At 60.7% G+C, this 22157-nt stretch carries 22 protein-coding genes; 16 read left to right on the top strand and 6 right to left on the bottom strand.

Features of this window, described 5'->3' with window-relative positions:
- Positions 1-4: 4 nt before the first annotated feature.
- From GGD57_RS10800 to GGD57_RS10810, 3 genes are all read left to right on the top strand, one after another.
- A complete protein-coding gene (locus tag GGD57_RS10800) occupies positions 5-754 on the top strand; it encodes a HugZ family protein (RefSeq protein ID WP_184469517.1) in 750 nt (249 codons plus the stop codon).
- A 117-nt stretch (positions 755-871) separates the two neighbouring features.
- Positions 872-1189 (top strand): ArsR/SmtB family transcription factor, encoded by a 318-nt coding sequence (locus tag GGD57_RS10805; protein WP_184469519.1) that lies wholly within the window; start codon positions 872-874, stop codon positions 1187-1189.
- 313 nt (positions 1190-1502) lie between these two features.
- A complete protein-coding gene (locus GGD57_RS10810) occupies positions 1503-2828 on the top strand; it encodes an aspartate aminotransferase family protein (protein WP_097620219.1) in 1326 nt (441 codons plus the stop codon).
- Positions 2829-2906: 78 nt separating this feature from the next.
- Here the strand turns inward: GGD57_RS10810 and GGD57_RS10815 are convergent, their stop codons facing one another.
- A complete protein-coding gene (locus tag GGD57_RS10815; protein WP_184469521.1) occupies positions 2907-3821 on the bottom strand; it encodes an HD-GYP domain-containing protein in 915 nt (304 codons plus the stop codon).
- 459 nt (positions 3822-4280) lie between these two features.
- Between GGD57_RS10815 and GGD57_RS10820 the strand changes: the two genes are divergently transcribed.
- The 4 genes from GGD57_RS10820 to GGD57_RS29515 all read left to right on the top strand — a co-directional run bounded on the left by GGD57_RS10820 (position 4281) and on the right by GGD57_RS29515 (position 7698).
- A complete protein-coding gene (locus GGD57_RS10820; protein ID WP_184469523.1) occupies positions 4281-5384 on the top strand; it encodes a branched-chain amino acid ABC transporter substrate-binding protein in 1104 nt (367 codons plus the stop codon).
- A 116-nt stretch (positions 5385-5500) separates the two neighbouring features.
- A complete protein-coding gene (gene ade, locus GGD57_RS10825; protein ID WP_184469525.1) occupies positions 5501-7198 on the top strand; it encodes an adenine deaminase in 1698 nt (565 codons plus the stop codon).
- A 58-nt stretch (positions 7199-7256) separates the two neighbouring features.
- Complete coding sequence (locus GGD57_RS10830) at positions 7257-7457, top strand: hypothetical protein (RefSeq protein WP_184469527.1); 201 nt, start codon at positions 7257-7259, stop codon at positions 7455-7457.
- Between the two features lie 163 nt (positions 7458-7620).
- The gene (locus GGD57_RS29515; RefSeq protein ID WP_432443345.1) at positions 7621-7698 is read left to right on the top strand and encodes a hypothetical protein; all 78 of its coding nucleotides are present in this window, start codon (positions 7621-7623) and stop codon (positions 7696-7698) included.
- A 3-nt stretch (positions 7699-7701) separates the two neighbouring features.
- Here GGD57_RS29515 and GGD57_RS10835 read toward each other — a convergent pair whose 3' ends face one another.
- The 3 genes from GGD57_RS10835 to GGD57_RS10845 all read right to left on the bottom strand — a co-directional run bounded on the left by GGD57_RS10835 (position 7702) and on the right by GGD57_RS10845 (position 10001).
- Positions 7702-7992 carry an addiction module antidote protein gene (locus GGD57_RS10835; RefSeq protein ID WP_184469529.1) on the bottom strand — a complete coding sequence of 97 codons (291 nt, stop codon included), beginning with the start codon at positions 7990-7992 and terminating at the stop codon, positions 7702-7704.
- On the bottom strand, positions 7985-8290 hold the full coding sequence (locus GGD57_RS10840; protein ID WP_184469531.1) for a type II toxin-antitoxin system RelE/ParE family toxin: 306 nt from the start codon (positions 8288-8290) through the stop codon (positions 7985-7987). Before GGD57_RS10840 ends, GGD57_RS10835 begins: the two co-directional genes overlap by 8 nt.
- Positions 8291-8354: 64 nt before the next feature.
- Positions 8355-10001, bottom strand: coding sequence for an alpha-glucosidase family protein (locus tag GGD57_RS10845; protein ID WP_184469534.1), 1647 nt, complete (start codon positions 9999-10001; stop codon positions 8355-8357).
- A 283-nt stretch (positions 10002-10284) separates the two neighbouring features.
- Here GGD57_RS10845 and GGD57_RS10850 point away from each other — a divergent pair, with 283 nt between their 5' ends.
- The 7 genes from GGD57_RS10850 to GGD57_RS10880 all read left to right on the top strand — a co-directional run bounded on the left by GGD57_RS10850 (position 10285) and on the right by GGD57_RS10880 (position 17277).
- The gene (locus tag GGD57_RS10850; RefSeq protein WP_184469536.1) at positions 10285-11865 is read left to right on the top strand and encodes a peptide ABC transporter substrate-binding protein; all 1581 of its coding nucleotides are present in this window, start codon (positions 10285-10287) and stop codon (positions 11863-11865) included.
- A gap of 48 nt (positions 11866-11913) precedes the next feature.
- Positions 11914-12837: an ABC transporter permease subunit gene (locus GGD57_RS10855; protein WP_184469538.1), complete on the top strand. Its 924-nt coding sequence runs from the start codon at positions 11914-11916 to the stop codon at positions 12835-12837.
- Positions 12834-13751 carry an ABC transporter permease gene (locus tag GGD57_RS10860; protein ID WP_184469540.1) on the top strand — a complete coding sequence of 306 codons (918 nt, stop codon included), beginning with the start codon at positions 12834-12836 and terminating at the stop codon, positions 13749-13751. Before GGD57_RS10855 ends, GGD57_RS10860 begins: the two co-directional genes overlap by 4 nt.
- A gap of 1 nt (position 13752) precedes the next feature.
- Positions 13753-14754, top strand: a complete 1002-nt coding sequence (locus tag GGD57_RS10865; RefSeq protein WP_184469542.1) for an ABC transporter ATP-binding protein — start codon at positions 13753-13755, stop codon at positions 14752-14754.
- Complete coding sequence (locus GGD57_RS10870) at positions 14747-15733, top strand: ABC transporter ATP-binding protein (protein WP_184469543.1); 987 nt, start codon at positions 14747-14749, stop codon at positions 15731-15733. The genes GGD57_RS10865 and GGD57_RS10870 overlap by 8 nt, the downstream gene beginning before the upstream one ends.
- Before the next feature lie 110 nt (positions 15734-15843).
- On the top strand, positions 15844-16185 hold the full coding sequence (locus GGD57_RS10875) for a hypothetical protein (RefSeq protein ID WP_184469546.1): 342 nt from the start codon (positions 15844-15846) through the stop codon (positions 16183-16185).
- 171 nt (positions 16186-16356) lie between these two features.
- A complete protein-coding gene (locus GGD57_RS10880; RefSeq protein WP_184469547.1) occupies positions 16357-17277 on the top strand; it encodes a PfkB family carbohydrate kinase in 921 nt (306 codons plus the stop codon).
- An 80-nt stretch (positions 17278-17357) separates the two neighbouring features.
- Here GGD57_RS10880 and gstI read toward each other — a convergent pair whose 3' ends face one another.
- A complete protein-coding gene (gstI, locus tag GGD57_RS10885; RefSeq protein ID WP_184469549.1) occupies positions 17358-17549 on the bottom strand; it encodes a glutamine synthetase translation inhibitor GstI in 192 nt (63 codons plus the stop codon).
- A gap of 431 nt (positions 17550-17980) precedes the next feature.
- Between gstI and GGD57_RS10890 the strand changes: the two genes are divergently transcribed.
- Together GGD57_RS10890 and GGD57_RS10895 are read left to right on the top strand one after the other, a co-directional pair.
- Complete coding sequence (locus GGD57_RS10890; protein ID WP_085737990.1) at positions 17981-19021, top strand: glutamine synthetase beta-grasp domain-containing protein; 1041 nt, start codon at positions 17981-17983, stop codon at positions 19019-19021.
- Positions 19022-19257: 236 nt separating this feature from the next.
- Positions 19258-20439 (top strand): glycosyltransferase family 4 protein, encoded by a 1182-nt coding sequence (locus tag GGD57_RS10895; RefSeq protein WP_184469551.1) that lies wholly within the window; start codon positions 19258-19260, stop codon positions 20437-20439.
- A 290-nt stretch (positions 20440-20729) separates the two neighbouring features.
- On the opposite strand, the gene der is transcribed toward GGD57_RS10895, so the two are convergent.
- Entirely contained in the window at positions 20730-22151 is a 1422-nt protein-coding gene (gene der / locus GGD57_RS10900) for a ribosome biogenesis GTPase Der (protein ID WP_184469553.1), read from the bottom strand.
- Positions 22152-22157 lie beyond the last annotated feature (6 nt).

Consider the following 22157-nt stretch of genomic DNA (forward strand, 5'->3'; position numbering starts at 1 on the left):
GGATATGAAGGATCAGCCCTCGCCCATACGCGAAACCGACGACGAGGCCCGCAGGCTCGCCCGCGTGCTGCTGCGCTCTGCGCGGCACGCGGCGCTTGCCGTTCTCGACCCCGAGACCGGTTTCCCTTTCGCCAGCCGCGTGCTCGTCGCCACGGATATTGACGGCACCCCTATCATTCTCGTTTCGAAGCTGTCGGCCCATACGAGAGCGCTCGCCAGGGACGCGCGCGCCTCGCTGCTCACAGGCGAGCCCGGCAAGGGCGATCCTCTCGCCCACCCCCGTCTGACGACCCAATGCCTGGCGGAACCGATCGAGCGCGGCCACGCGTTCTACGAGCGTATCCGCACGCGTTTTCTCGCTCGCCATACCAAGGCAAAGCTTTATATCGATTTTCCTGATTTCCTCTTCTTCCGTCTCAAACCGGAATTGGCCAGCCTCAATGGCGGCTTCGGCCGCGCTTACCAACTCGATGGAAACGATCTCGTCATCCAATCCGCCGCGAATGAGGAGATCGCCGCAGCAGCAGCAGAAGCAGTGCGAGATTTAGTAGAACGCCACCCCGACGTGGCCGAGGCCCTCGCCAGCAGGTTAAACGCGCCGGAATCGGCTTCCTGGCGCATTTGTGGTATCGATCCCTCAGGTTTCGACCTCATTTCCGGCGATTTTCTGCTGCGATATGAATTCGAAACCCTCGTTGGAGAGGCCGATCACATTTGTTCAAACATATCTAAAATAGCATACTCGATACCTTAAATTTAGGTATATACAATCTTCGACCCTAGTTGCTAGTTTTTAGGTGTGGGTGAAAATCGCGACAGGCGGCCTGTGCCAACACACGTGATGTACGTTTCGCATTAGGAAGATAACAATATGGAAACCACTGATTTGGCCGAGCACACGAATGTGGCGGCAGCGCTATTGTCGGCCATGGCCAACCCCAAGAGATTGCTGATCCTGTGTAGCCTGGTGAAGGGCGAAGTGGCCGTCGGCGCACTTGCAACGCAGGTCGGCCTCAGCCAGTCGGCTCTCTCTCAGCACTTGTCGAAGCTGCGTGCTCAAAAGCTGGTCAAGACCCGCCGAGACGCGCAAACCATCTATTATTCGAGCACCTCCGAATCGGTGATGAAGATCCTGGCGACGCTCGAAGACATCTACCTCGTGCCGAGCAGGAGCAGATCCGCGGCGTGATGATAGCGCTGACATGAATGTCGGCACGATGCCGTGGCGTAAGGGAATGTTCCCGGAGGCACGGCAACGATATTTCAGCACCTGAACCTTTCGTACGACCGGCAAATTTCACGTTTGCCGGTCGTACCTTTATTTTGACGTCCCTTCCCCCCCGTTATTGGCGCGGCGGACCGAAGCAATTTGAGCCTCCTGCCGGAAGCAAGCTTCGGGGACTTTTCCCGTTGACGCCTTGGGAAGCCCTGATAATTTGACCGGACAGTCAAAATATGGGCGTGAAGCCCGGGAACGGGCCGTCAGCGGCCAGGAGAACAGCATGTCCAATCGCCTCAATGCACCGAACGATCTTCGCGCCTTCTGGATGCCGTTCACAGCAAATCGCCAGTTCAAGAAGGAACCGCGTTTGTTCGTCGGCGCCAAGGACATGTATTATACGACCCATGACGGCCGTCAGGTGCTGGACGGCACCGCCGGCCTCTGGTGCGTCAATGCCGGCCACTGCCGCCCGAAGATCACCGAGGCGATCCGCGAACAGGCCGGCGAACTCGACTATGCGCCGGCCTTCCAGCTCGGCCATCCCAAGGCCTTCGAGCTGGCCAACCGCCTGGTCGATATTGCGCCGGAAGGCCTGGATCACGTTCTCTATACCAATTCCGGATCCGAATCCGTCGAGACCGCACTCAAGGTGGCGCTTGCCTATCACCGCGTCAAAGGCAATGGCTCACGCTTCCGCCTGATCGGCCGCGAACGCGGCTATCACGGCGTCAATTTCGGCGGCATCTCCGTCGGCGGCATCGTCACCAACCGCAAGATGTTCGGCACGCTTTTGACCGGCGTCGACCACATGCCGCACACCCACCAGCCCGGCAAGAACAACTTCACCCGCGGCGAGCCAGAGCATGGCGGCGATATCGCCACCGAACTGGAGCGGATTGTCACCCTGCATGATGCCTCCACCGTCGCCGCCGTCATCGTCGAGCCGGTGGCCGGCTCCACCGGGGTGCTGATCCCGCCGAAAGGCTACCTGCAGAAGCTGCGCGAGATCTGCACCAAGCACGGCATCCTGCTGATCTTCGATGAGGTCATCACCGGCTTCGGCCGCCTCGGCGCCCCCTTTGCCGCGCAATATTACGACGTCAAGCCCGACATGATCACCGCCGCCAAGGGACTGACCAACGGCGTCATTCCGATGGGCGCCGTCTTCGTCACATCCGAGATCCATGATGCCTTCATGAACGGCCCGGAGCACATGATCGAGTTCTTCCACGGCTACACCTACTCCGGCAATCCGATTGCCTCCGCTGCCGCGCTTGCCACGCTCGACACCTACAAGGAAGAAGGGCTGCTGACCCGCGCCGCCGAGCTTTCCGACTACTGGGCCGACGCGCTGCATTCGCTGAAGGACTGCCCCAATGTCATCGACATCAGGAATACCGGCCTGATCGGCGCGATCGAGCTCGATCCGATTGCCGGCGAGCCGACCAAGCGCGCCTTCACCGCATTCCTGAAAGCCTATGAAAGCGGCCTGCTGATCCGCACTACCGGCGATATCATCGCACTCTCGCCGCCGCTGATCATCGAGAAGCACCATATCGACGAGCTGTTCGGCAAACTGCGGACCATCCTGCAGAACAACATCTGAAGACGCTCGGAAGACTTTCAATACCGCAGCCCGCGACGGACATCGTCCTCGCGGGCTTTTCGTTTCCGGAAAGAAAATTCAGATCACTGAGGCGACGGAGAGGCAGAGAGCAAATTTCTTCAGAAGCCGGCGATCGAAATGGCCTTCGACGCCCATCATCCATTTCAACGCATCGCTGGCACTCCATGGCGCCTTGTAAGGTCGTACCGAGGTGACGGCGTCGTAGACATCACAAATCGTCGCAATACGCGCATACAGGCTGATCGCGCTGCCGGACAGCCCACGCGGATAGCCCTTGCCATCGGTGCGTTCGTGGTGATTGAGGCAGACGTCGAGAACGATGTCAGACAGGCCCTCCTGCCGCAACAGGATCGCGTGTCCTTGCTCCGGATGCCTTCGCATCAAGCCGATCTCATCCTCTTCCAGGCGCCCTTCCTTGGTAAGGATCTCCAGCGGAATTTCGAGCTTGCCGACATCGTGCAGCAACCCGGCGGTGCCGAGCATCTGAACCGTAGCCTCATCAAGCGCGAGATGACGGCCGAAAAGGATCATCAGCGCACTCACCGAAATCGAATGGAGGAACGTCACTTCGTCTTTTGATTTTAGACGCGTCACGCTCAGGAAAACGGAAGGGTTCTCATCCATCGACTTGGAGACGGAGGAAATCACCGGCGCCACTTGCTCGAAGGTGATTCCCTCACCATTTTTCACGCGGCCGAAAACCTCCTCCAGCATCTGTACGGATTTCTGCACGGTTTCGCGCGCCGCCTTGCTATCGATCTCGGTGTCACGACCCGGCAGGCCATTGGTATCGAGGCCCTTGCTGGTGTTGATGACGACGACGGCAGTGCCGCACTTCCGAATTTTTGCGGCGTCGAGCTCACGACGAATGGAAAATCTGCGCTTCGACAAAAGCGGATCCTGCCACAGGCCCTCGATAGCCTCTACAAACATTCCGATACGCACCTGATTGGCGTCGATACGCTTGAGCATTCAGATCTCTAGTCCCGATACGTCTCTATAATTCGTGGAGCTTTCGTTTGCAGCGCAGCACTATTTGCGTGTCGCATGCTTCTACTACAATCCACCGAATTAACGGTTAATGCGAGACATGAAGGAGCCGCATGAATTCGGTTTTCCTTCTCGACGAGAGTTTGCGCCTGGCAGCCTGCCCCCCAAAAAACGCAAAATCACGACAAAAAGAACCATTTCGATCGAACTATCGGCCGGATCGACCCAATTTCTCCTCGGTTTTGTTATGATCTTGCGAAATCCCGTCAAAATTCTTAGAAATCCTGTCATGAGCCTCCGCCGAGTCAAACATGGCCGGCAGGTTCGCTGATTGCGCCGTTGTCGATCGTCCTTGGCACAGCCCGAAGGGCTGTTGAATGATCGAAAATCCGGCGCGGCACCTCATCGAGGGTCGAAGGACCCCACCCAAGGAGACAGACTATGACCCTCAAGACATTGACGGCGACCCTGGTCGCGTCGCTCGCCTTTGCGCCGCTCGCCCATGCCGATATCACCATCGGCCTGATCGCGCCGCTGACCGGCCCCGTCGCCGCCTACGGCGACCAGGTCAAGAACGGCGCCCAGACCGCCGTCGACGAGATCAACAAGAAGGGCGGGATTCTCGGCGAGAAGGTCGTCCTCGAACTGGCCGACGATGCCGGCGAGCCGAAGCAGGGCGTTTCCGCCGCCAACAAGGTCGTCGGCGACGGCATCCGCTTCGTCGTCGGCCCGGTCACATCAGGCGTTGCCATCCCGGTTTCGGACGTTCTGGCTGAAAACGGCGTACTGATGGTCACCCCGACCGCCACGGCTCCCGATCTCACCAAGCGCAGCCTCACCAATGTGCTGCGCACCTGCGGCCGCGACGATCAACAGGCTGAAGTCGCCGCCAAATACGTGCTGAAGAATTTCAAGGACAAGCGCGTCGCCATCGTCAACGACAAGGGCGCCTACGGCAAGGGTCTCGCCGACGCCTTCAAGGCGACACTGAACGCTGGCGGCATCACCGAAGTCGTCAATGACGCGATCACCCCCGGCGATAAGGATTTCAGCGCGCTCACCACCCGCATCAAGTCCGAGAAGGTCGACCTCGTCTATTTCGGCGGCTACCACCCGGAAGGCGGCCTGCTCGCCCGCCAGCTGCATGACCTCGCCGCCAACGCAACGATCATCGGCGGTGACGGCCTCTCCAATACCGAATTCTGGGCGATCGGCACGGATGCGGCCGCCGGCACGCTTTTCACCAACGCCTCGGACGCCACCAAGAACCCGGATTCCAAGGCGGCCGCCGAGGCGCTTGCTGCCAAGAACATCCCGGCCGAAGCCTTCACGCTCAACGCCTATGCCGCCGTCGAAGTGCTGAAAGCCGGCATCGAGAAGGCCGGCAGTGCCGAGGACGCGGAAGCCGTCGCGGCTGCGCTGAAAGACGGCAAGGAAATCCCGACCGCCATCGGCAAGGTCACCTACGGCGAAACCGGCGATCTGACTTCGCAGAGCTTCTCGCTCTACAAGTGGGAAGGCGGCAAGATCGTCGCTGCGGAATAAGTCAAAGTATAGAGACTGCGACCGGGCGCCATAAGGCGCCCGGTTTCGTTTGTGGCATCGCATGTCGCCGCAGATCGGTTATAAGTTCCGGAATCGGTTGCAATGTGAGCGGTGCCATGACCAACAGACTCGAACGTCTCATCGACCAGGGTGTGGGCCGCGTGCCTGCCGATATCGTGCTGAAAGGCGGCAGTTTCTTCGATCTCGTCACCGGCGAAGTCGTCCGCTCCGACATCGCCATCGGCGCCGACCGCATCGTCGGCACCTCGGGTGATTACGAGGGCGAGACCGAGATCGACATATCGGGCAAAATAGTCGTTCCTGGCTTCATCGACACACATCTGCACATCGAATCCTCGCTGGTGACGCCGCATGAATTCGACCGCTGTGTCCTGCCCTATGGCGTCACCACCGCCATCTGCGATCCGCATGAAATCGCCAATGTGCTCGGAGCCGCCGGCATCGAATTTTTTCTCGAATCCGCCCTGGAAACGATCATGGACATCCGCGTCCAGCTCTCCTCCTGCGTGCCGGCGACGCATCTCGAAACATCAGGCGCCGACCTGCCGGTCGAGAGCCTCCTGCCCTTCCGCCATCATCCGAAGGTCATCGGCCTTGCCGAATTCATGAATTTCCCCGGCGTGATCCACAAGGATCCCGTCTGCATGGCCAAGCTCGACGCCTTCCAGGGCGGCCATATCGACGGTCACGCGCCGCTTCTTTCCGGCAACGACCTCAACGGCTATCTCTCGGCCGGTATCCGTACCGAGCACGAATGCACCACCGCAGCCGAAGCGCTGGAAAAGATCCGCAAGGGCGTGCATATCCTGGTGCGCGAAGGCTCGGTGTCCAAGGACCTCGCCGCGCTGATCCCGATCATCACCGAGCGGCTTTCCCCCTACCTCGCGCTCTGCACCGACGACCGCAATCCGCTCGATATCGCCGAACAGGGCCATCTCGATCATATGATCCGCACGGCGATCGCCAACGGCGTCGAGCCCCTGGCGATTTATCGCGCCGCCTCGATCTCCGCCGCTCGCGCTTTCGGGCTCAGGGACCGCGGCCTCGTAGCGCCCGGCTGGCGCGCCGATCTTGTGGTTCTCGACAGCCTGGAAAACTGCCGCGCCGATATGGTCTTCTCTGCCGGCCGCCGTGTCACCAAAGCACTCTTTTCCACGCGCAGGCCTGTCGCCCCGATCGGCCTCGACAGCGTCAAGGCCCGGCCCGTCAACGCCGCCCATTTCGGCGTGCCGGCCAGAGAGGGCGAAACATCCGTCATCGGCGTTGTGCCCGGCAAGATCATCACCCAGCATCGCCGCTATCGCCTGCCCGTCAAGGGCAACGAGACGTCGGTCGATCTTGCCAACGACATCATCAAGGTTGCCGTCATCGAGCGCCACGGCAAGAACGGCAACCACGCCAACGGCTTCGTCCAGGGCTTCGGCCTGAAGAAGGGCGCGATCGCCTCAACCGTCGGCCATGACAGCCACAATATCTGCGTCGTCGGCGTCGACGAGGACGACATGGCGCGCGCCGCTAACCGTCTCGGCGAAATCAACGGCGGCTTCGTCGTCGTCGAGGACGGCAAGGTCACCGGCGAAATCGCCCTCCCCATCGCCGGCCTGATGAGCCTGGAACCCTATGAGACGGTTCGCGACACGCTGCACCATCTGCGCAAGGCCGCCTACGCCCTTGGCACGACCTTGGAAGAACCTTTCCTGCAGGTCGCCTTCCTGCCCCTGCCTGTCATTCCACACCTCAAGATTTCAGACCGTGGGATGGTCGATGTGGACAAGTTCGCGCTGATCGGGTGACGGAATTCTTGGCAAATCCAGCGGCAGGGCCTATTTTGTGATATCGCCGGAGCTGACTATGACCAAGCTGGAACAGATTGAGAAATCCGTCGCCGAACTCAACAAGCAGGAGTTCGAGGCCTTTTCCGCGTGGTTTGAAACCCTTCAGGCCGAACGCTGGGATCGGCAGATCGAGGCAGACGCCGCAGGCGGCAGGCTCGATCATCTCGCGGAGAAGGCCCTTGCGGATTTTCGTGCCGGAAAGACAAGGCGGCTTTGAAACACCACGCGACCCCCGCCTTCTGAGCGGCCTATGATGGCTTGCCTGAGCACATACGAAAGCTTGCCGACGAAAATTTCGATCTGCGCAAACAAGATCCCAGACATCCATCGCTGCACTTCAAGCGCGTTGGTCGCTTCTGGTCGGCACATCCTGGAGAGCACTGGCCGTCAGGGACGGAGATGATGTCATCTGGTTTTGGATCGGTTCCCATGCCGATTATGACAAACTGCTGAAATAGTTTTCAAACCGCGTGATGCCGCGTCGTGAGTTCAAGCCCGATCGCCTTCATGACAGCGAGGGTTGTTTCCAGGGTGGGATTTCCGTTTTCACTCAGCGCAGTATAGAGATGCTCGCGCGCAAGACCGGTTTCCCTGGCAATCTTGCTCATGCCCTTGGCGCGTGCAACGACGCCAAGGGCAGACGCGATGAATTTCGCATCCCCGGTCTGCAGGGCCTCGGTAATAAAGGTTTCGATAGCCTCATCGGAATCGAGCAACTCAGCCGGATCGAAGTCGAAAATCTCTTCAGCCATTGTCTTCACTCCATTCCATGGCAATTCTCTTTGCCGTCCGTATATCGGCGTCCTGCGTACTTTTATCACCGCCGCAGAGGAGGACGATGATCGTTTCTCCCCGCTTCCGATAATAAATTCGATAGCCAGGCCCATAGTGAATGCGTAGTTCACTCACCCCCTCGCCGACCGGCGCGGCATCGCCGGAATGCCCGGTGGCAAGACGCTGAAGGCGTAAAGCAATCATTGCCTTGGCCTTTCCGTCTTTCAACCTTTTGTGCCACTTCTGGAAAGTGGCCGTCTGCTTCAAGATGAACATATCAGTTGTAATTTAAAAAATACAGACCCTATCAAGACCACGTCCGACCACAGCAGCGCGGATATCAGACCCGTGCACAGAACCCATCCAACGCCGCAAGCTTCACCGATCCCGAACCCGCCACCGCCTCAAACCCCGGCATCGCAAGCGCCTCCCCGAGCGCCATGCCGTCAGGCAGGCGGAACTCGGCCGGTTTGCGCGTCAGGTTGAAAACAAAGAGCAACCTTTCCCCGCCCTTTTCACGGGTGAAGGCGAGCAGGTCCTGGTTGGTGCCGATAAAGGTCATCTCCCCGTCGATCAGCGCCGGGTGGCTCTTCCGGAATGCGAGCGTCCTGCGGTAGTGATTGAGTACCGAGCTGTCACTTGCCTCCTGCGTATCGACGGAAAGTGCGGCCTGCTCGTAGGGCACCGGCAGCCAGCTCTTCTCGGCCGAGGTGAAGCCCGCATGCGCCTTGCCGGCTTCCCAGGGCATCGGCGTGCGGCATCCGTCGCGACCCTTGAAGGCCGGCCAGAAGCGGATGCCGTAGGGGTCGCGCAGATCCTCAAAGGCGAGTTCCGCCTCCGGCAGGCCGAGCTCTTCGCCCTGATAGAGGCAGATCGAGCCGCGCAGCGCCGCAAGCACCGAGATCGCCAGCTTGGCGATGACGGGCCGCTCCTCCTCGGTCAGCGCGAAGCGGCTGACATGGCGCATGACGTCGTGATTGGAAAAAGCCCAGCAGACCCAGCCGTCCGTGACGGCCTTCTGAAAAGCCTCGACGCAGCCGCGAATATGCGGGGCGGTGAATTCCGGCCCCAGCAGATCGAAGGTGTAGCACATGTGCAGCTTGTCATCGCCGCTCGTATAGGCCGCCACCGTCTTCAGCGAGCGCGCACCGTCACCGACTTCGCCGACGGTCGTACGGTCCTCATATTGATCGAGCAGGGCCCGGAAACGCTTGAGGAAGCCGATATTCTCCGGCTGGGTCTTGTCGTAGAGATGGTTCTGCATGCCGTAGGGGTTGGTGTCGGGTGCATCGAGGCCGCCGTCATCGGTGTCGGGCTCGTGCGGCGGATTGCTTCTGAGCTCTCTGTCGCAGAAATAATAATTGACCGTATCCAGCCGGAAGCCGTCGACGCCGCGGTCGAGCCAGAACTTTACCGTCTTCAGCACGGCATCCTGCACTTGGCTGCTGTGAAAATTGAGATCGGGCTGCGAGGTCAGGAAATTGTGCTGGTAATATTGCCGACGCACACCATCCCACTCCCAGCCCGGCCCGCCGAAGATCGACAGCCAGTTGTTCGGCGCAGTCCCATCCGGTTTCGGATCGGCCCAGACATACCAGTCCGCCTTCGGATTGGTCCGGCTCGCCCGGCTCTCGACGAACCAGGGATGCCGGTCCGACGTATGCGAGATCACCTGGTCAATGACGACCTTGATGCCGAGCCTGTGCGCCTCGGCCATCATCTCGTCGAAATCGGCAAGCGTGCCGAAGATCGGATCGACGTCGCAATAATCGGAAACGTCGTAACCCATATCCGCCATCGGCGATTTGAAGAAGGGCGAGAGCCAGATCGCATCGACGCCGAGGCTGGCGATATGCGGCAGCCGGCGGGTGATGCCCTTGAGATCGCCAAGCCCGTCGCTGTTCGTGTCCTGAAACGATCGCGGATAAACCTGATAGATCACCGCGCCGCGCCACCAGTCCGCATTCCCGCCCGTCTGCAATGCCATCGGCTACGTCTCCTGCTGTTTGTGCTCGCCACACTAAAGCGGACGAAACAAAAGACAACCACATCAAACCGTTATGAAAGTGCTGCCGATGTCGCAATAGGTCGTCGCGATCCGACAAGGGGGAGACGTATATAGGCTTGTCCACAACCCCTTTCCAGCCGCCGGATTTGGGGTTGCAACGCGATTCCTTTGCGATAAGGTGCGCACTGACCTGCACGTAAGAGGTCAAACACCGGGAACAGATGTCTAATAAAGGCGCAAAGCCTAGAAAGGTGGACCCACGATGAACCAGTTCACGAAAAAATTTCTCGCCTCCGCAATGCTTGGCACATTGCTGGCGTTTTCAGCCCATGCGGCCACGCTCAACATTCACAATGGTGGCGACCCGCAGTCGCTCGATCCGCAGAAACTTTCGGGCGACTGGGAAAACCGCATCGCCGGCGACATCTTCGAAGGCCTCGTCACCGAAGACGCCAAGGACAATCCGGTCCCCGGCCAGGCCGAAAGCTGGACGATTTCGCCGGATGGCAAGGTCTACACCTTCAAGCTTCGCGACGGCATCAAGTGGTCCGATGGCCAGCCGGTAACGGCAGGAGACTTCGTCTTCGCCTTCCAGCGCCTCGTCGACCCGAAAAACGCCGCCGACTATGCCTATCTGCAGTTCACCATCAAGAACGCCGAAAAGATCAACAAGGGCGAGATCACCGATCTCAACCAGCTCGGCGTCAAGGCGATCGACGACAAGACGCTTGAGATCACCCTCGAAAACCCGACCCCCTATTTCCTCAACGCCCTGATGCATTACACCGCCTATCCGCTGCCCAAACATGTCGTCGAGGCGAAGGGGCAGGATTGGGTCAAGATCGGCAATATCGTCACCAACGGCCCCTATAAGCCGGTCGAGTGGGTTCCGGGCTCCCATGTCACGACGGTCAAGAACGATCAGTGGTACGGCGCCAAGGACCTGAAGATCGACGGCGCCAAATTCTTCGTGCTCGAGGACCAGGAAGCCGCGCTGAAACGCTACCGCGCCGGCGAATTCGACATCCTGACCGATTTCCCGACCGACCAGTACGAGTGGATGAAGAAGAACCTGCCTGGCCAGGCGCATGTCGCTCCCTTCTCCGGCCTCTACTACTACGTCATCAATTCGACCAAGCCGCCCTTCGCCGACAAGCGCGTGCGCCAGGCTCTCTCCATGGCGATCAACCGCGAAGTCATCGGCCCGCAGATTCTCGGCACCGGCGAACTGCCGGCCTACTCCTGGGTTCCGCCGGGCACGGCAAACTACGGCGAGCCGGCCTACGTCTCCTGGAAAGATCTTCCCTATAAGGACAAGGTCGAAGAAGCCAAGAAGCTGCTGAAGGATGCCGGTTTCGGTCCGGATCATCCGCTGACTGCCGAGCTCAAATACAACACCAACGACAACCATAAACGCATCGCCGTGGCCATCGCCTCCATGTGGAAGCCGCTCGGCGTCAATGTCGAACTCGTCAATGCCGAGACCAAAGTGCACTATGATCAGTTGCAGCGCGGCGAAGTACAGATCGGCCGCGCCGGCTGGCTCGCCGATTACAACGATCCGGATAATTTCTTGAACCTCCTGGTCACAGGTGTCCAGATGAACTACGGTCGCTGGTCCAATCCCGAGTACGACAAGCTGATCAAGGACGGCAACGCCGAGACGGATCTCACCAAGCGCGCTGCAATGTTCAAGAAGGCCGAGCAGTTGGCCTTGGATGATTCTGCCGCCCTGCCGATCTACTACTATGTTTCGAAGAACGTCGTTTCGCCGAAGATCGAAGGCTTCGTCGACAATATTCAAGACATCCACCGCACCCGCTGGCTGTCGATGAAAGAGTAAGGGAAAACGGTCCTTTCCGCGCCTTGCGGAAAGGACCGGCCCACGATCATGATCAAATACGCCCTCCGTCGCCTGCTATCGACGATCCCCGTTCTGTGGATCGCCGTCACAGCCTGTTTTTTCGTTTTGCGCCTTGCCCCCGGCGGCCCGTTCGATGGCGAAAGGCCATTGCCGCCGGTGATCCTGAAAAACCTCGCGGTCCACTACAACCTCGATAAGCCGCTGATCCAGCAGTATCTGATGTATGTCGGCGATCTGCTGCGGGGCGATCTCGGACCCTCCTTCGCCAGTGAGGATTTCACCGTCGCCCAGCAGATCATGATCGGTCTGCCCTATACTTTCACCATCGGCACCGCAGCCTTCCTGATCGCCATCATCGTCGGTGTCGCCGTCGGCTGTCTTGGGGCGCTCTACCAGAACAAGACGCCGGACTACATTCTGGGCAGCCTCATCCTGGTCGGCGTCGTGCTGCCGAACTTCCTGATCGCGCCGATCCTGCAGCTGATCTTCGGCATCCACCTCGGCTGGTTTCCGGTCGGCGGCTGGGGTGACGGTTCGATCAAATACCTGATCCTGCCGATCGTCGTTCTGGCCCTGCCGCATGCCGGTCGCATCTCGCGCATCACTCGCGGCTCGATGATCGAGGTGATGAACCAGAACTTCATCCGTACCGCCAAGGCCAAGGGCATCGGCCCGCGGCTGACGGTGATGCGCCACGCGCTGAAGCCTGCGCTGATGCCTGTCGTCTCCTATCTCGGACCGGCGGCAAGCTACCTTCTCACCGGCTCGCTGGTTGTCGAAAGCATCTTCGGATTGCCCGGCATCGGCCGCTATTTCGTCAATGCGGCGCTGAACCGCGATTACGGCATGGTTCTCGGCACGGTCATCTTCTACATGGTGCTGATCGTGTTCCTGAACCTTCTGGTCGATATCGCCTATGCCTGGCTGGACCCGAAAGTGAGAAACCGATGATCCTCAATCCCGCAAAACGCGAGCTGCTGGCCCAGGAGCTTCTGGAGGCGGAAGGCCTCGCGCCCGAAGGCCGTTCGCTCACCAGGGACGCGCTGCGCCGTCTCGGCCGCAACAAGGCGGCCGTGCTGTCGATTGCCGTCCTGGCGCTGCTGATCCTCGCCGCCTTCCTCGGCCCCTGGGTCATTCCCTTCAACTACGAGGATCCGGATTGGGCGGCCTTCCGCATCCCGCCCTCGATCGAGACCGGCCATTATTTCGGTACCGACCCGAACGGCCGCGACCTTCTTGCCCGCGTGCTCTACGGCACCCGCGTCTCGCTTGCCGTGGCGCTGACGGCCACCGTCGTCTCGGTCGTCATCGGCGTGCTCTACGGCGCGATCTCGGGCTATATCGGCGGCAGACTGGATGCGATCATGATGCGCTTCGTCGACATCATGTATGCGCTTCCCTACATCCTCTTCGTCATCCTGCTGATGGTGATCTTCGGCCGCAACGTCTACCTGCTTTTCGCCGCGATCGGCGCGCTGGAATGGCTGACCATGGCCCGCATCGTGCGCGGCCAGACGCTGTCGATCAAGCATCGCGAATTCATCGAGGCGGCCCGCGCATCCGGGCAGCGGCCGTTCAAGATCATCGTCAAACACATCATTCCGAACCTCGTCGGCCCCGTCGTCATCTTCGCGGCACTGACGGTGCCCGAAATCATCGCCACCGAAAGCTTCCTGTCCTATCTCGGCTTCGGCGTGCAGGAACCGCTGACCTCGCTCGGCACGCTGATCGCGGAAGGGACCGATGCTATGGAAAGCATGCCCTGGCTTTTGATCTTCCCGGCAAGCTTTCTCGTCGCCCTGCTGCTCAGCCTGCTTTTCATCGGCGACGGCCTGCGCGACGCGTTCGACCCGAAGGATCGATAGAATGCTCCAAGAAAAAGACATCCTCCTCGAACTCAAGGACTACTCGATCACCTTCGCGACGCCGGATGGCGAGGTGAAGGCCGTCTCCAACATGAACCTCACCGTCCGGCGCGGCGAGCGCATCGCCATCGTCGGCGAATCCGGCTCCGGCAAGAGCCAGACCTTCCTCGGCATTATGGGCCTGCTCGCCAAGAATGGCAAAACGACAGGACAGGCGCTGCTCGAAGGCAAGGACGTGCTGTCGCTGAAGCCGCGCGAACTCGACCAGATCCGCGGCAAGGACATGGCGATGGTTTTCCAGGACCCGATGACCGCGCTGAACCCGTCGCTGAAGATTTCCCGGCAACTGACGGAACAGCTTGAGGTTCACCGCGGCCTGACGGCGCGCGCTGCCTCCGACGCCGCCCTCGACATGCTGAAGCGCGTCGGTATCCCCGATCCCGCGCGGCGCTTCCACCTCTATCCGCATGAGCTCTCCGGCGGCATGCGCCAGCGCATCGTCATCGCCATGGCCCTGCTCACCAAGCCGAAGCTTCTAATTGCCGACGAACCGACGACCGCGCTCGATGTCACCATTCAGGCGCAGATCCTCGATCTCTTCAACGACCTGACGGCGGAAATGAACACGGCGCTCATCATGATCACCCATGATCTCGGCGTCGTTGCCGGCCTCGCCGACCGTGTCGCCGTCATGTATGCCGGCCGCATCGTCGAGGAGGCGCCCGTCGACGAACTTTTCGACAATCCGGCTCACCCTTATACGGCGGCGCTGCATGCCTCGATCCCGCGGCCGGACCAGGATGTCGACGACCTCGTTGTCATCCCCGGGCGCCCGCCGAACCTGCAGCACCTGCCGAAGGGCTGCAATTTCTCGCCGCGCTGTTCGCAGGTTCAGGACGATTGCATCGACCGTCCACCGCCGCTCGAAACCCTGGCGTCGCGCCACTGCGCCGCCTGTTATCACCCCTTCCCGCGTCGTGAGGAGTTGCTGAACCATGGCTGACCGGTCGCTTCTGAGGGTCGAGAACCTGACGACCCAGTTCGAGCTGCCGGCAAAGGGCTTGTTCAAGCCGCCGGTCTTCCTCACCGCCGTCAACAATGTCAGCTTCGATCTCGCCGAAGGCCGCACGCTCGGCATCGTCGGCGAATCCGGCTGCGGCAAATCCACCCTCGGCCGCTCCATCCTGCGGCTCCTGAAATCGCAGAAGGGCCGCATCCTCTGGCAGGGCCGCAATCTTCTCGACCTCTCGGAAGAGGAAATGCGCGCGGCGCGCCGCGACATGCAGATCATCTTCCAGGATCCGATCGCCTCGCTCGACCCGCGCATGACCGTCGGCGACATCATCGCCGAGCCGCTCACCGTCTTTGAGCCGAAGCTTTCGAAGGCCGAGCGCACCGAGCGCGTGCGCGAGATCATGAGCGCCGTCGGCCTGGTGCCGGAGATGATCAACCGCTACCCGCACGAATTTTCCGGCGGCCAGGCGCAACGCATCGGCATTGCCCGAGCTGTTGTCACCAAGCCGAAGCTGATCATCTGCGACGAGCCGGTATCGGCCCTCGACGTCTCGATCCAGGGCCAGGTGATCACGCTTCTGCGCAAGCTGCGCAAGGAATTCGGCCTGACGCTGATCTTCATCAGCCACGACCTTTCCGTCGTACGGCTGATCTCCGACGATGTGCTGGTGCTCTATCTCGGCCGCGTGGTGGAAGCGGGCGACTGCGCCACCGTCTTCGATCACCCCGCCCATCCCTATACACAGGCGCTGTTTTCCGCAGCCCCGATCCCGGATCCGAAGCTCGCACGCCTGCGCACCCGCATCCGCCTGCAGGGCGATCCACCCTCGCCGCTCAACCCGCCGAAAGGCTGCGTCTTCTCTCCCCGCTGCTGGAAGGCGACCGATATCTGTCGCACCGAAATGCCGCCGACCGAGGAGGTCCGTCCCGGCCAGAAGGCGGCCTGCTATCATATGGACAGGCCCTGACCAGACCCGGAGGCAGACCTATTTGGGGGTATAAAACCCCTGATAAGAAAGATTTATCCGAGAGCATGCTAATCCTTACCGGCCTGATCATGGGCCTGGGGAACGCATACATGAAATCGAAACTATCCGGATTGATCGCGGTTGCAGCCGCGATTATCGCCGCCTCCGCCGTGCCGTCGCACGCCGAAGATCTGAAGTTCCAGCTCACCAACGGAACCAATTCCGTGCTGACCCGCTTCTACAGCTCGCCGGCAGGCGTCGACAGCTGGGAACAAGACGTCTTCGGCGAGGATGTTCTCAATCCGGGTGAAAGCGCGAACATCACCATCGCCGATGGCCGCACCGTCTGCAAATACGACATGCGCTTCGAATTCGACGAAGATTCCGATCTCGACACCACCGAAGACACGCAGGATCTTTGCCAGCTCGGCAGCTACACCATCCACGAATAGACATCCTTCTCCAAAGCCCGCCTTCGCTTTGTCCGCGAAGGCGGGCTTTTCATTTCGCGTTACATCGGCGCTTGTCACCCCGCCCGGCTCCGCGTATCAGCGGATGAAGCGTCAATTCAAAGCGATAGAGCGTCCTGTTGATCAGCGGCGCTCCGATGCCGGGAGGACAAGGTGAGCAGACGGTTTCTATCGATCGGTGAATGCATGGTGGAACTCTCGCAGGCGGGCGACGGCCTGCTGCGCAAGGGTTTTGCCGGCGATACCTTCAACACCGCCTGGTATGCCCGTGCCTGCCTTGCCGCCGACTGGTCGGTCGATTATTTCACTGCGCTTGGCGACGACGCCATGTCGGATGAGATGGTGGCCTTCATCGACAACGCAGGCATCGGCACGAGCCTCATCCGCCGCATCAAGGGCAAGACGCCCGGCCTCTATATGATCAGCCTGAAGGACGGCGAGCGCTCGTTCAGCTACTGGCGCGACAATTCGGCCGCCCGCAGCCTTGCCGCCGATCCTGACCACCTGCGCGAGGCGGTCGAGAGCGCCGACGTCGTCTACTTCTCCGGCATCACCCTCGCCATTCTTCCGCAGGAAGACGCCGCGACGCTGCTGGCCGAAGTCCGCCGTGCCAAGGCCGCCGGCAAGCTCGTGGTGTTCGACCCGAACATCCGCCCCCGCCTCTGGGCGAGCTACGACGTGATGCACGCGACGATCAGCGAAGGCGCCCGCTCCTCCGTACTCGTCATGCCGAGCTTCGACGACGAGGCCGCGCATTTCGGTGACGCCTCCATCGAGGCGACGATCCAGCGCTACCGTGCACTCGGCGCCGTCGACATTGTTGTCAAGAACGGCGCGGACGGCGTCCGATTGAATTTCTCCGGTGATGAGACCTTCGTTCCGGCCGAAAAAGTGGAGAAGGTGGTCGATACGACAAGTGCCGGCGACAGTTTCAACGGCGCCTTCCTCGCACACTACCTTGAAACCGGACAAGCAACCGCCGCCGCCGGCTTTGCCGCCGGCGTTGCAGCCCGCGTCGTCAGTGAACACGGCGCGTTGGTGGCAAAGGAAAAACTTGGATTGAGCGGCCGCTGAGCCCGCGTATCACGACAGTCCGGCTGTGCGCAAAGCTCTCTCCCCGGTCGACATTTCGCCCCGGTTGAGGGAACTGAAAATCAGGACTTCGTCGGCCGATCCGGCCCGCGAACCGCCTCGTCATGATACCAGCAGCTATCGAGCGCCGCATCGCACACCTCAGCGGCCTCGCGTTCCATCAGCCGGGCGCGTTCGAACCGGTTGGCGCCCCGCGTCGGCGTGACGGGAAACTGGTAGATCGTTGCGGATTCACGATGGAAACCGGTGGGCATGAGATCGCCTCCATTCAGCTCTCGCATCAACATTCAGCACCGAAACCATAGCACAATGCACATAGTTTATGCAAATTGCACAAATTATATGCATCGATATAGTTATGATTGATCGATATGCTGTCCACGTGAGAAGCGTCCGCCTATTTGTTCAACACTTCATCAGTTTAAGCTAACGCCCAAATTTTCATCCGGTTCCAAAGCGGAAAATCTCCTTTCTTCTTGATGAATCAGCCCTCGGCCGTGCCAAAGACCGTTTTCAAAAACAGAAAAACACAGGTGCCGACCGGCTGATTCGGGATTTTTCCTTAACCGGGCATCAAACTGGCACGCTACATGCATTAATAGGTGCATCCCCTGGCGGTCGGATGCGTGCATGCGCCGAGATCGTCTCCGGATTTGCTCACCTTCGTAGCATTGAGAGAGTCACGATGACAAAATTTAAGCTCGAGTATATTTGGCTCGATGGTTACACTCCGGTCCCGAACCTGCGCGGCAAGACGCAGATCAAGGAATTCGACGCATTCCCGACGCTGGAACAGCTTCCGCTCTGGGGCTTTGACGGCTCCTCGACGCAGCAGGCCGAAGGCCGCAGCTCCGATTGCGTGCTGAAGCCCGTCGCCATCTATCCCGATCCGGCCCGCACCAACGGCGCACTCGTGATGTGCGAAGTCATGATGCCTGATGGCGTCACGCCGCACGCATCCAATGCTCGCGCCACCATCCTCGACGACGAAGATGCATGGTTCGGCTTCGAGCAGGAATATTTCTTCTACCAGAACGGCCGTCCGCTCGGCTTCCCCGAGCAGGGCTATCCGGCTCCGCAGGGCCCCTACTACACCGGCGTCGGCTATTCGAACGTTGGCGACGTCGCCCGCGAAATCGTCGAAGAGCATCTCGATCTCTGCCTCGCTGCCGGCATCAACCACGAAGGCATCAATGCCGAAGTGGCCAAGGGCCAGTGGGAATTCCAGATTTTCGGCAAGGGCTCCAAGAAGGCCGCCGACCAGATCTGGATGGCACGCTACCTGCTGCAGCGCCTGACTGAAAAGTACGGCATCGACATCGAGTACCACTGCAAGCCGCTCGGCGACACCGACTGGAACGGTTCGGGCATGCACTGCAACTTCTCGACCAAGTACATGCGCGAAGTCGGCGGCAAGGCCTATTTCGAAGCGCTGATGGCGCAGTTCGAAAAGAACCTGATGGACCACATCAACGTCTACGGTCCCGACAACGACAAGCGCCTGACCGGCAAGCACGAAACGGCTCCGTGGAACAAGTTCTCCTACGGCGTTGCCGACCGTGGCGCCTCGATCCGCGTCCCGCATTCCTTCGTCAAGAACGACTACAAGGGCTATCTGGAAGATCGCCGCCCGAACTCGCAGGGCTGCCCCTACCAGATCGCTTCGCAGGTTCTGAAGACGATCTCGGAAGTTCCGCTAGCCGGTTCCGCTTCCGCTGCCGCCTAACCTCCCAAGCGGCGCCGGTCCCCGACCGGCGTCGTCATTCTTCTGCCTGAAAACACCGTCGGCCGCTGACATATTCGCGGCGATGAAGCCGCTAGAAGCCTGAAAACATTGGCGTGCGGCTGTAATATTTCCATCATGGTCATGCCTCAAAATAGGCAAGCGGGAATCGCCGTTCCGGAACCCCGCTTTGGGGTTGAGCGTTGACAGATCACTGCAACGCGGATGGAAATCACGACATGCTGCAACGTCCGGCAAACACTTATAGCGGCGAAAGCTGGGCCAATGCCGCCTCCGCCGGAAAACTGCCGGAACGGCTGGTCATCGTCACCGATGCCTGGCATCCGCAGGTCAATGGCGTGGTGCGCTCGATCGAAAACACCAATCGCGAGCTGGCAAAGATGGGCGTCGAGGTGTCCATGGTGACGCCGGAGCGCTTCAACAGCATCCCCTGCCCGACCTATCCCGAGATCCGCCTGTCGATCGCCGGTTATCGCCGCATTGCCCGCGAGATCGAAAAGCACAATCCCTCCTACGTGCATATCGCCACCGAAGGCCCGCTCGGGCTGACCGCCCGCCGCTGGTGCCTGAAGAACGGTATGCCGTTTTCGACGAGCTACCACACCCGCTTCCCGGAATATGTCGCGGCCCGCCTGCCGATCCCGAAGAGCTGGCTCTATTCCTTCGTCCGCTGGTTCCACAATGGTGGCGCCGGCTGCATGGTGGCGACACCGAGCCTTGCGCGCGAACTGTCGGAAAAAGGCATCCGCAATCTCATGCCCTGGAGCCGCGGCATCGACGCCACTCAGTTCCGTCCGATGGCGCTGGAGGAGAAACCCTTCGGCCTGCCGCGCCCGATCTTCATGACCGTCGGCCGCGTGGCGCTCGAAAAGAACCTGCCGGCCTTCCTCGATCTCGATCTGCCAGGCTCGAAGGTCGTCGTCGGCGACGGCCCGGCGCGTGCTGAGCTCGAAAAGCAATATCCCCAAGTCTTCTTCGCCGGTGTGAAGTTCGGCGAGGAACTGGCACAGGCCTATGCCCAGGCCGACGTCTTCGTCTTTCCCTCGCTCACCGACACTTTCGGCAACACCATTTTGGAAGCGCTGGCATCGGGCGTGCCGGTCGCCGCCTATCCGGTGACCGGCCCGCTCGACATCATCGGCGAGGACAGCGAGGTCGGTGCGCTCGACATGGACCTGCGCGCCGCCTGCCTCGCCGCCCTCTCCGCTTCGCGCGAGAAGGCGCATGCGCTCGCCATGCCATATTCCTGGGAAGCGGCGACGCTGCAGTTCATCAACAACATCCGCGCCGCTAACGGCGTGATCACGCCGAAATGGAAGAAGGCCTGGCAGTTCGCCAAGTCGCTTCCAAGAAGCAGAAAGCCCGGCGACACCGCCGGGTCTGTCCCGTCTGGGGACTGATTGCGCTTGCGAGATTTTCGCGGCTTAGCCGCTGAGATCACGATAAACGTGGCCGTGCTTGGGCCACCCCCCTCTGCCCTGCCGGGCATCTCCCCCACAAGGGTGGAGATCGGCAAGAAGCTATGCCTCGCCCCAATTTTACGATCCACGTGACGGCCAGTTGTTTGGGGAAGCCATCACGTCCAGCCAATCTCCCTCCTTGTGGGGGAGATGCCCGGCAGGGCAGAGGGGGGTGGCCACACGACGGCGCAACAATGCCGCGCAAGCCCCCAACCGGCATCCCTTAAACCCTACGTCCGCCTCTTCTTGCCTTCAAACGGATTGTCGGCTGAGCGGAAATGGATGCGGATCGGCACGCTCGGCATGTCGAAATCGTTGCGCAGCCCGTTGATCAGATAGCGCGTATAGGATTCCGGCAGTGCGTCCGAGCGGGTGCAGGAGATCATGAAGGCCGGCGGACGGGCCTTGACCTGCGTCATGTATTTCAGCTTGATGCGGCGGCCGGACACGGCCGGTGGCGGATGCTGGATCTGCTGCGTCTCCAGCCAGCGGTTGAGCCGTGCCGTCGAGATGCGCTTGTTCCAGACCCTGTCGGTGTCGATGATCGACTGCATCAGCTTGTCGAGGCCCCAGCCGGTCTGGCCGGAGATCGGTACGGCGCGGATGCCGCGCGCCTGCGGCAGCAGCCGGTCGGTCTTTTCGCGCAGATCCGCCAGCACCGCCTGGCGGTCTTCGATCATATCCCACTTGTTGAAAGCGAGCACGGCCGCGCGGCCCTCGCGCAGCACCAGGTCGACGATCTGCAGGTCCTGCTTCTCGAAGGGGATCGTCGCGTCGAAGACGATGACGACGGTTTCGGCGAAGCGGATGGCGCGCAGCGCGTCGGCGACGGAAAGCTTCTCCAGCTTTTCGGTCACCCGCGCCTTGCGGCGCATGCCTGCCGTGTCGAACATCTTGATGGTGCGGCCGCGCCAATCCCATTCGACCGAGATGGAATCGCGGGTGATGCCGGCCTCCGGCCCGGTCAGCAGCCGGTCTTCGCCGAGGAAACGGTTGATCAGCGTCGACTTGCCGGCATTCGGCCGGCCGACGATCGCCACCCGGAGCGGCTTGGTGTCGTCATAGACGGGCTCTTCATCCTCGTCGTCACCCTCGCCCTCAGCCTGGGACACGTCGACGTCGGTGACGGCAACATCCTCCTTGGCATAGGCCCGGTCCTTGCCGATCGCCTCGACGATCGCGTCGCGCAGATCAAGCATGCCCTGCCCGTGTTCGGCCGAGATCGGCGTCGGTTCGCCGAGGCCGAGCGTATAGGCGTCATAGAAGCCGCTGTCGGAGCCGCGCGCTTCGGACTTGTTGGCGACGAGCACCACCGGCTTGCCGCGCCGGCGCAGCATTTCGGCAAGCGCGGTATCGACAGGCGTCAGTCCATTCTTGGCGTCGACGACGAAAAGCGAAAGATCGGCCTCGTCAATTGCCGCTTCCGTCTGGGCGCGCATACGGCCTTGCAGACTTTCCTCGTCCGCCTCTTCGAGGCCGGCCGTGTCGATGATCGTGAAGGTCAGGCCCATCAGCCGCGCATCGCCCGGCCGGCGGTCACGCGTCACGCCAGGCGTGTCGTCGACAAGCGCCAGCTTCTTTCCGACCAGGCGGTTGAAAAGCGTCGATTTACCGACATTCGGACGACCGACGATCGCGACCGTGAAACTCATTCTTTT

Source organism: Rhizobium esperanzae, assembly GCF_014197615.1.
Classification (GTDB): domain Bacteria; phylum Pseudomonadota; class Alphaproteobacteria; order Rhizobiales; family Rhizobiaceae; genus Rhizobium; species Rhizobium esperanzae_A.

Excerpts from the sequence above, each read along its gene's own strand:
- GGD57_RS10850 (WP_184469536.1), top strand. The coding sequence starts at position 10,285 with ATGAACCAGTTCACGAAAAAATTTCTCGCCTCCGCAATGCTTGGCACA.
- gstI (WP_184469549.1), bottom strand. The coding sequence starts at position 17,549 with ATGCCCACCGGTTTCCATCGTGAATCCGCAACGATCTACCAGTTTCCC.
- GGD57_RS10840 (WP_184469531.1), bottom strand. The coding sequence starts at position 8,290 with ATGTTCATCTTGAAGCAGACGGCCACTTTCCAGAAGTGGCACAAAAGG.
- GGD57_RS10810 (WP_097620219.1), top strand. The coding sequence starts at position 1,503 with ATGTCCAATCGCCTCAATGCACCGAACGATCTTCGCGCCTTCTGGATG.
- GGD57_RS10860 (WP_184469540.1), top strand. The coding sequence starts at position 12,834 with ATGATCCTCAATCCCGCAAAACGCGAGCTGCTGGCCCAGGAGCTTCTG.
- GGD57_RS10820 (WP_184469523.1), top strand. The coding sequence starts at position 4,281 with ATGACCCTCAAGACATTGACGGCGACCCTGGTCGCGTCGCTCGCCTTT.
- GGD57_RS10845 (WP_184469534.1), bottom strand. The coding sequence starts at position 10,001 with ATGGCATTGCAGACGGGCGGGAATGCGGACTGGTGGCGCGGCGCGGTG.
- GGD57_RS10895 (WP_184469551.1), top strand. The coding sequence starts at position 19,258 with ATGCTGCAACGTCCGGCAAACACTTATAGCGGCGAAAGCTGGGCCAAT.
- der (WP_184469553.1), bottom strand. The coding sequence starts at position 22,151 with ATGAGTTTCACGGTCGCGATCGTCGGTCGTCCGAATGTCGGTAAATCG.
- GGD57_RS10875 (WP_184469546.1), top strand. The coding sequence starts at position 15,844 with ATGAAATCGAAACTATCCGGATTGATCGCGGTTGCAGCCGCGATTATC.
- GGD57_RS10855 (WP_184469538.1), top strand. The coding sequence starts at position 11,914 with ATGATCAAATACGCCCTCCGTCGCCTGCTATCGACGATCCCCGTTCTG.
- GGD57_RS10805 (WP_184469519.1), top strand. The coding sequence starts at position 872 with ATGGAAACCACTGATTTGGCCGAGCACACGAATGTGGCGGCAGCGCTA.
- GGD57_RS10865 (WP_184469542.1), top strand. The coding sequence starts at position 13,753 with ATGCTCCAAGAAAAAGACATCCTCCTCGAACTCAAGGACTACTCGATC.
- GGD57_RS10815 (WP_184469521.1), bottom strand. The coding sequence starts at position 3,821 with ATGCTCAAGCGTATCGACGCCAATCAGGTGCGTATCGGAATGTTTGTA.
- GGD57_RS10800 (WP_184469517.1), top strand. The coding sequence starts at position 5 with ATGAAGGATCAGCCCTCGCCCATACGCGAAACCGACGACGAGGCCCGC.
- GGD57_RS10830 (WP_184469527.1), top strand. The coding sequence starts at position 7,257 with ATGACCAAGCTGGAACAGATTGAGAAATCCGTCGCCGAACTCAACAAG.
- GGD57_RS10835 (WP_184469529.1), bottom strand. The coding sequence starts at position 7,992 with ATGGCTGAAGAGATTTTCGACTTCGATCCGGCTGAGTTGCTCGATTCC.
- ade (WP_184469525.1), top strand. The coding sequence starts at position 5,501 with ATGACCAACAGACTCGAACGTCTCATCGACCAGGGTGTGGGCCGCGTG.
- GGD57_RS10870 (WP_184469543.1), top strand. The coding sequence starts at position 14,747 with ATGGCTGACCGGTCGCTTCTGAGGGTCGAGAACCTGACGACCCAGTTC.
- GGD57_RS10890 (WP_085737990.1), top strand. The coding sequence starts at position 17,981 with ATGACAAAATTTAAGCTCGAGTATATTTGGCTCGATGGTTACACTCCG.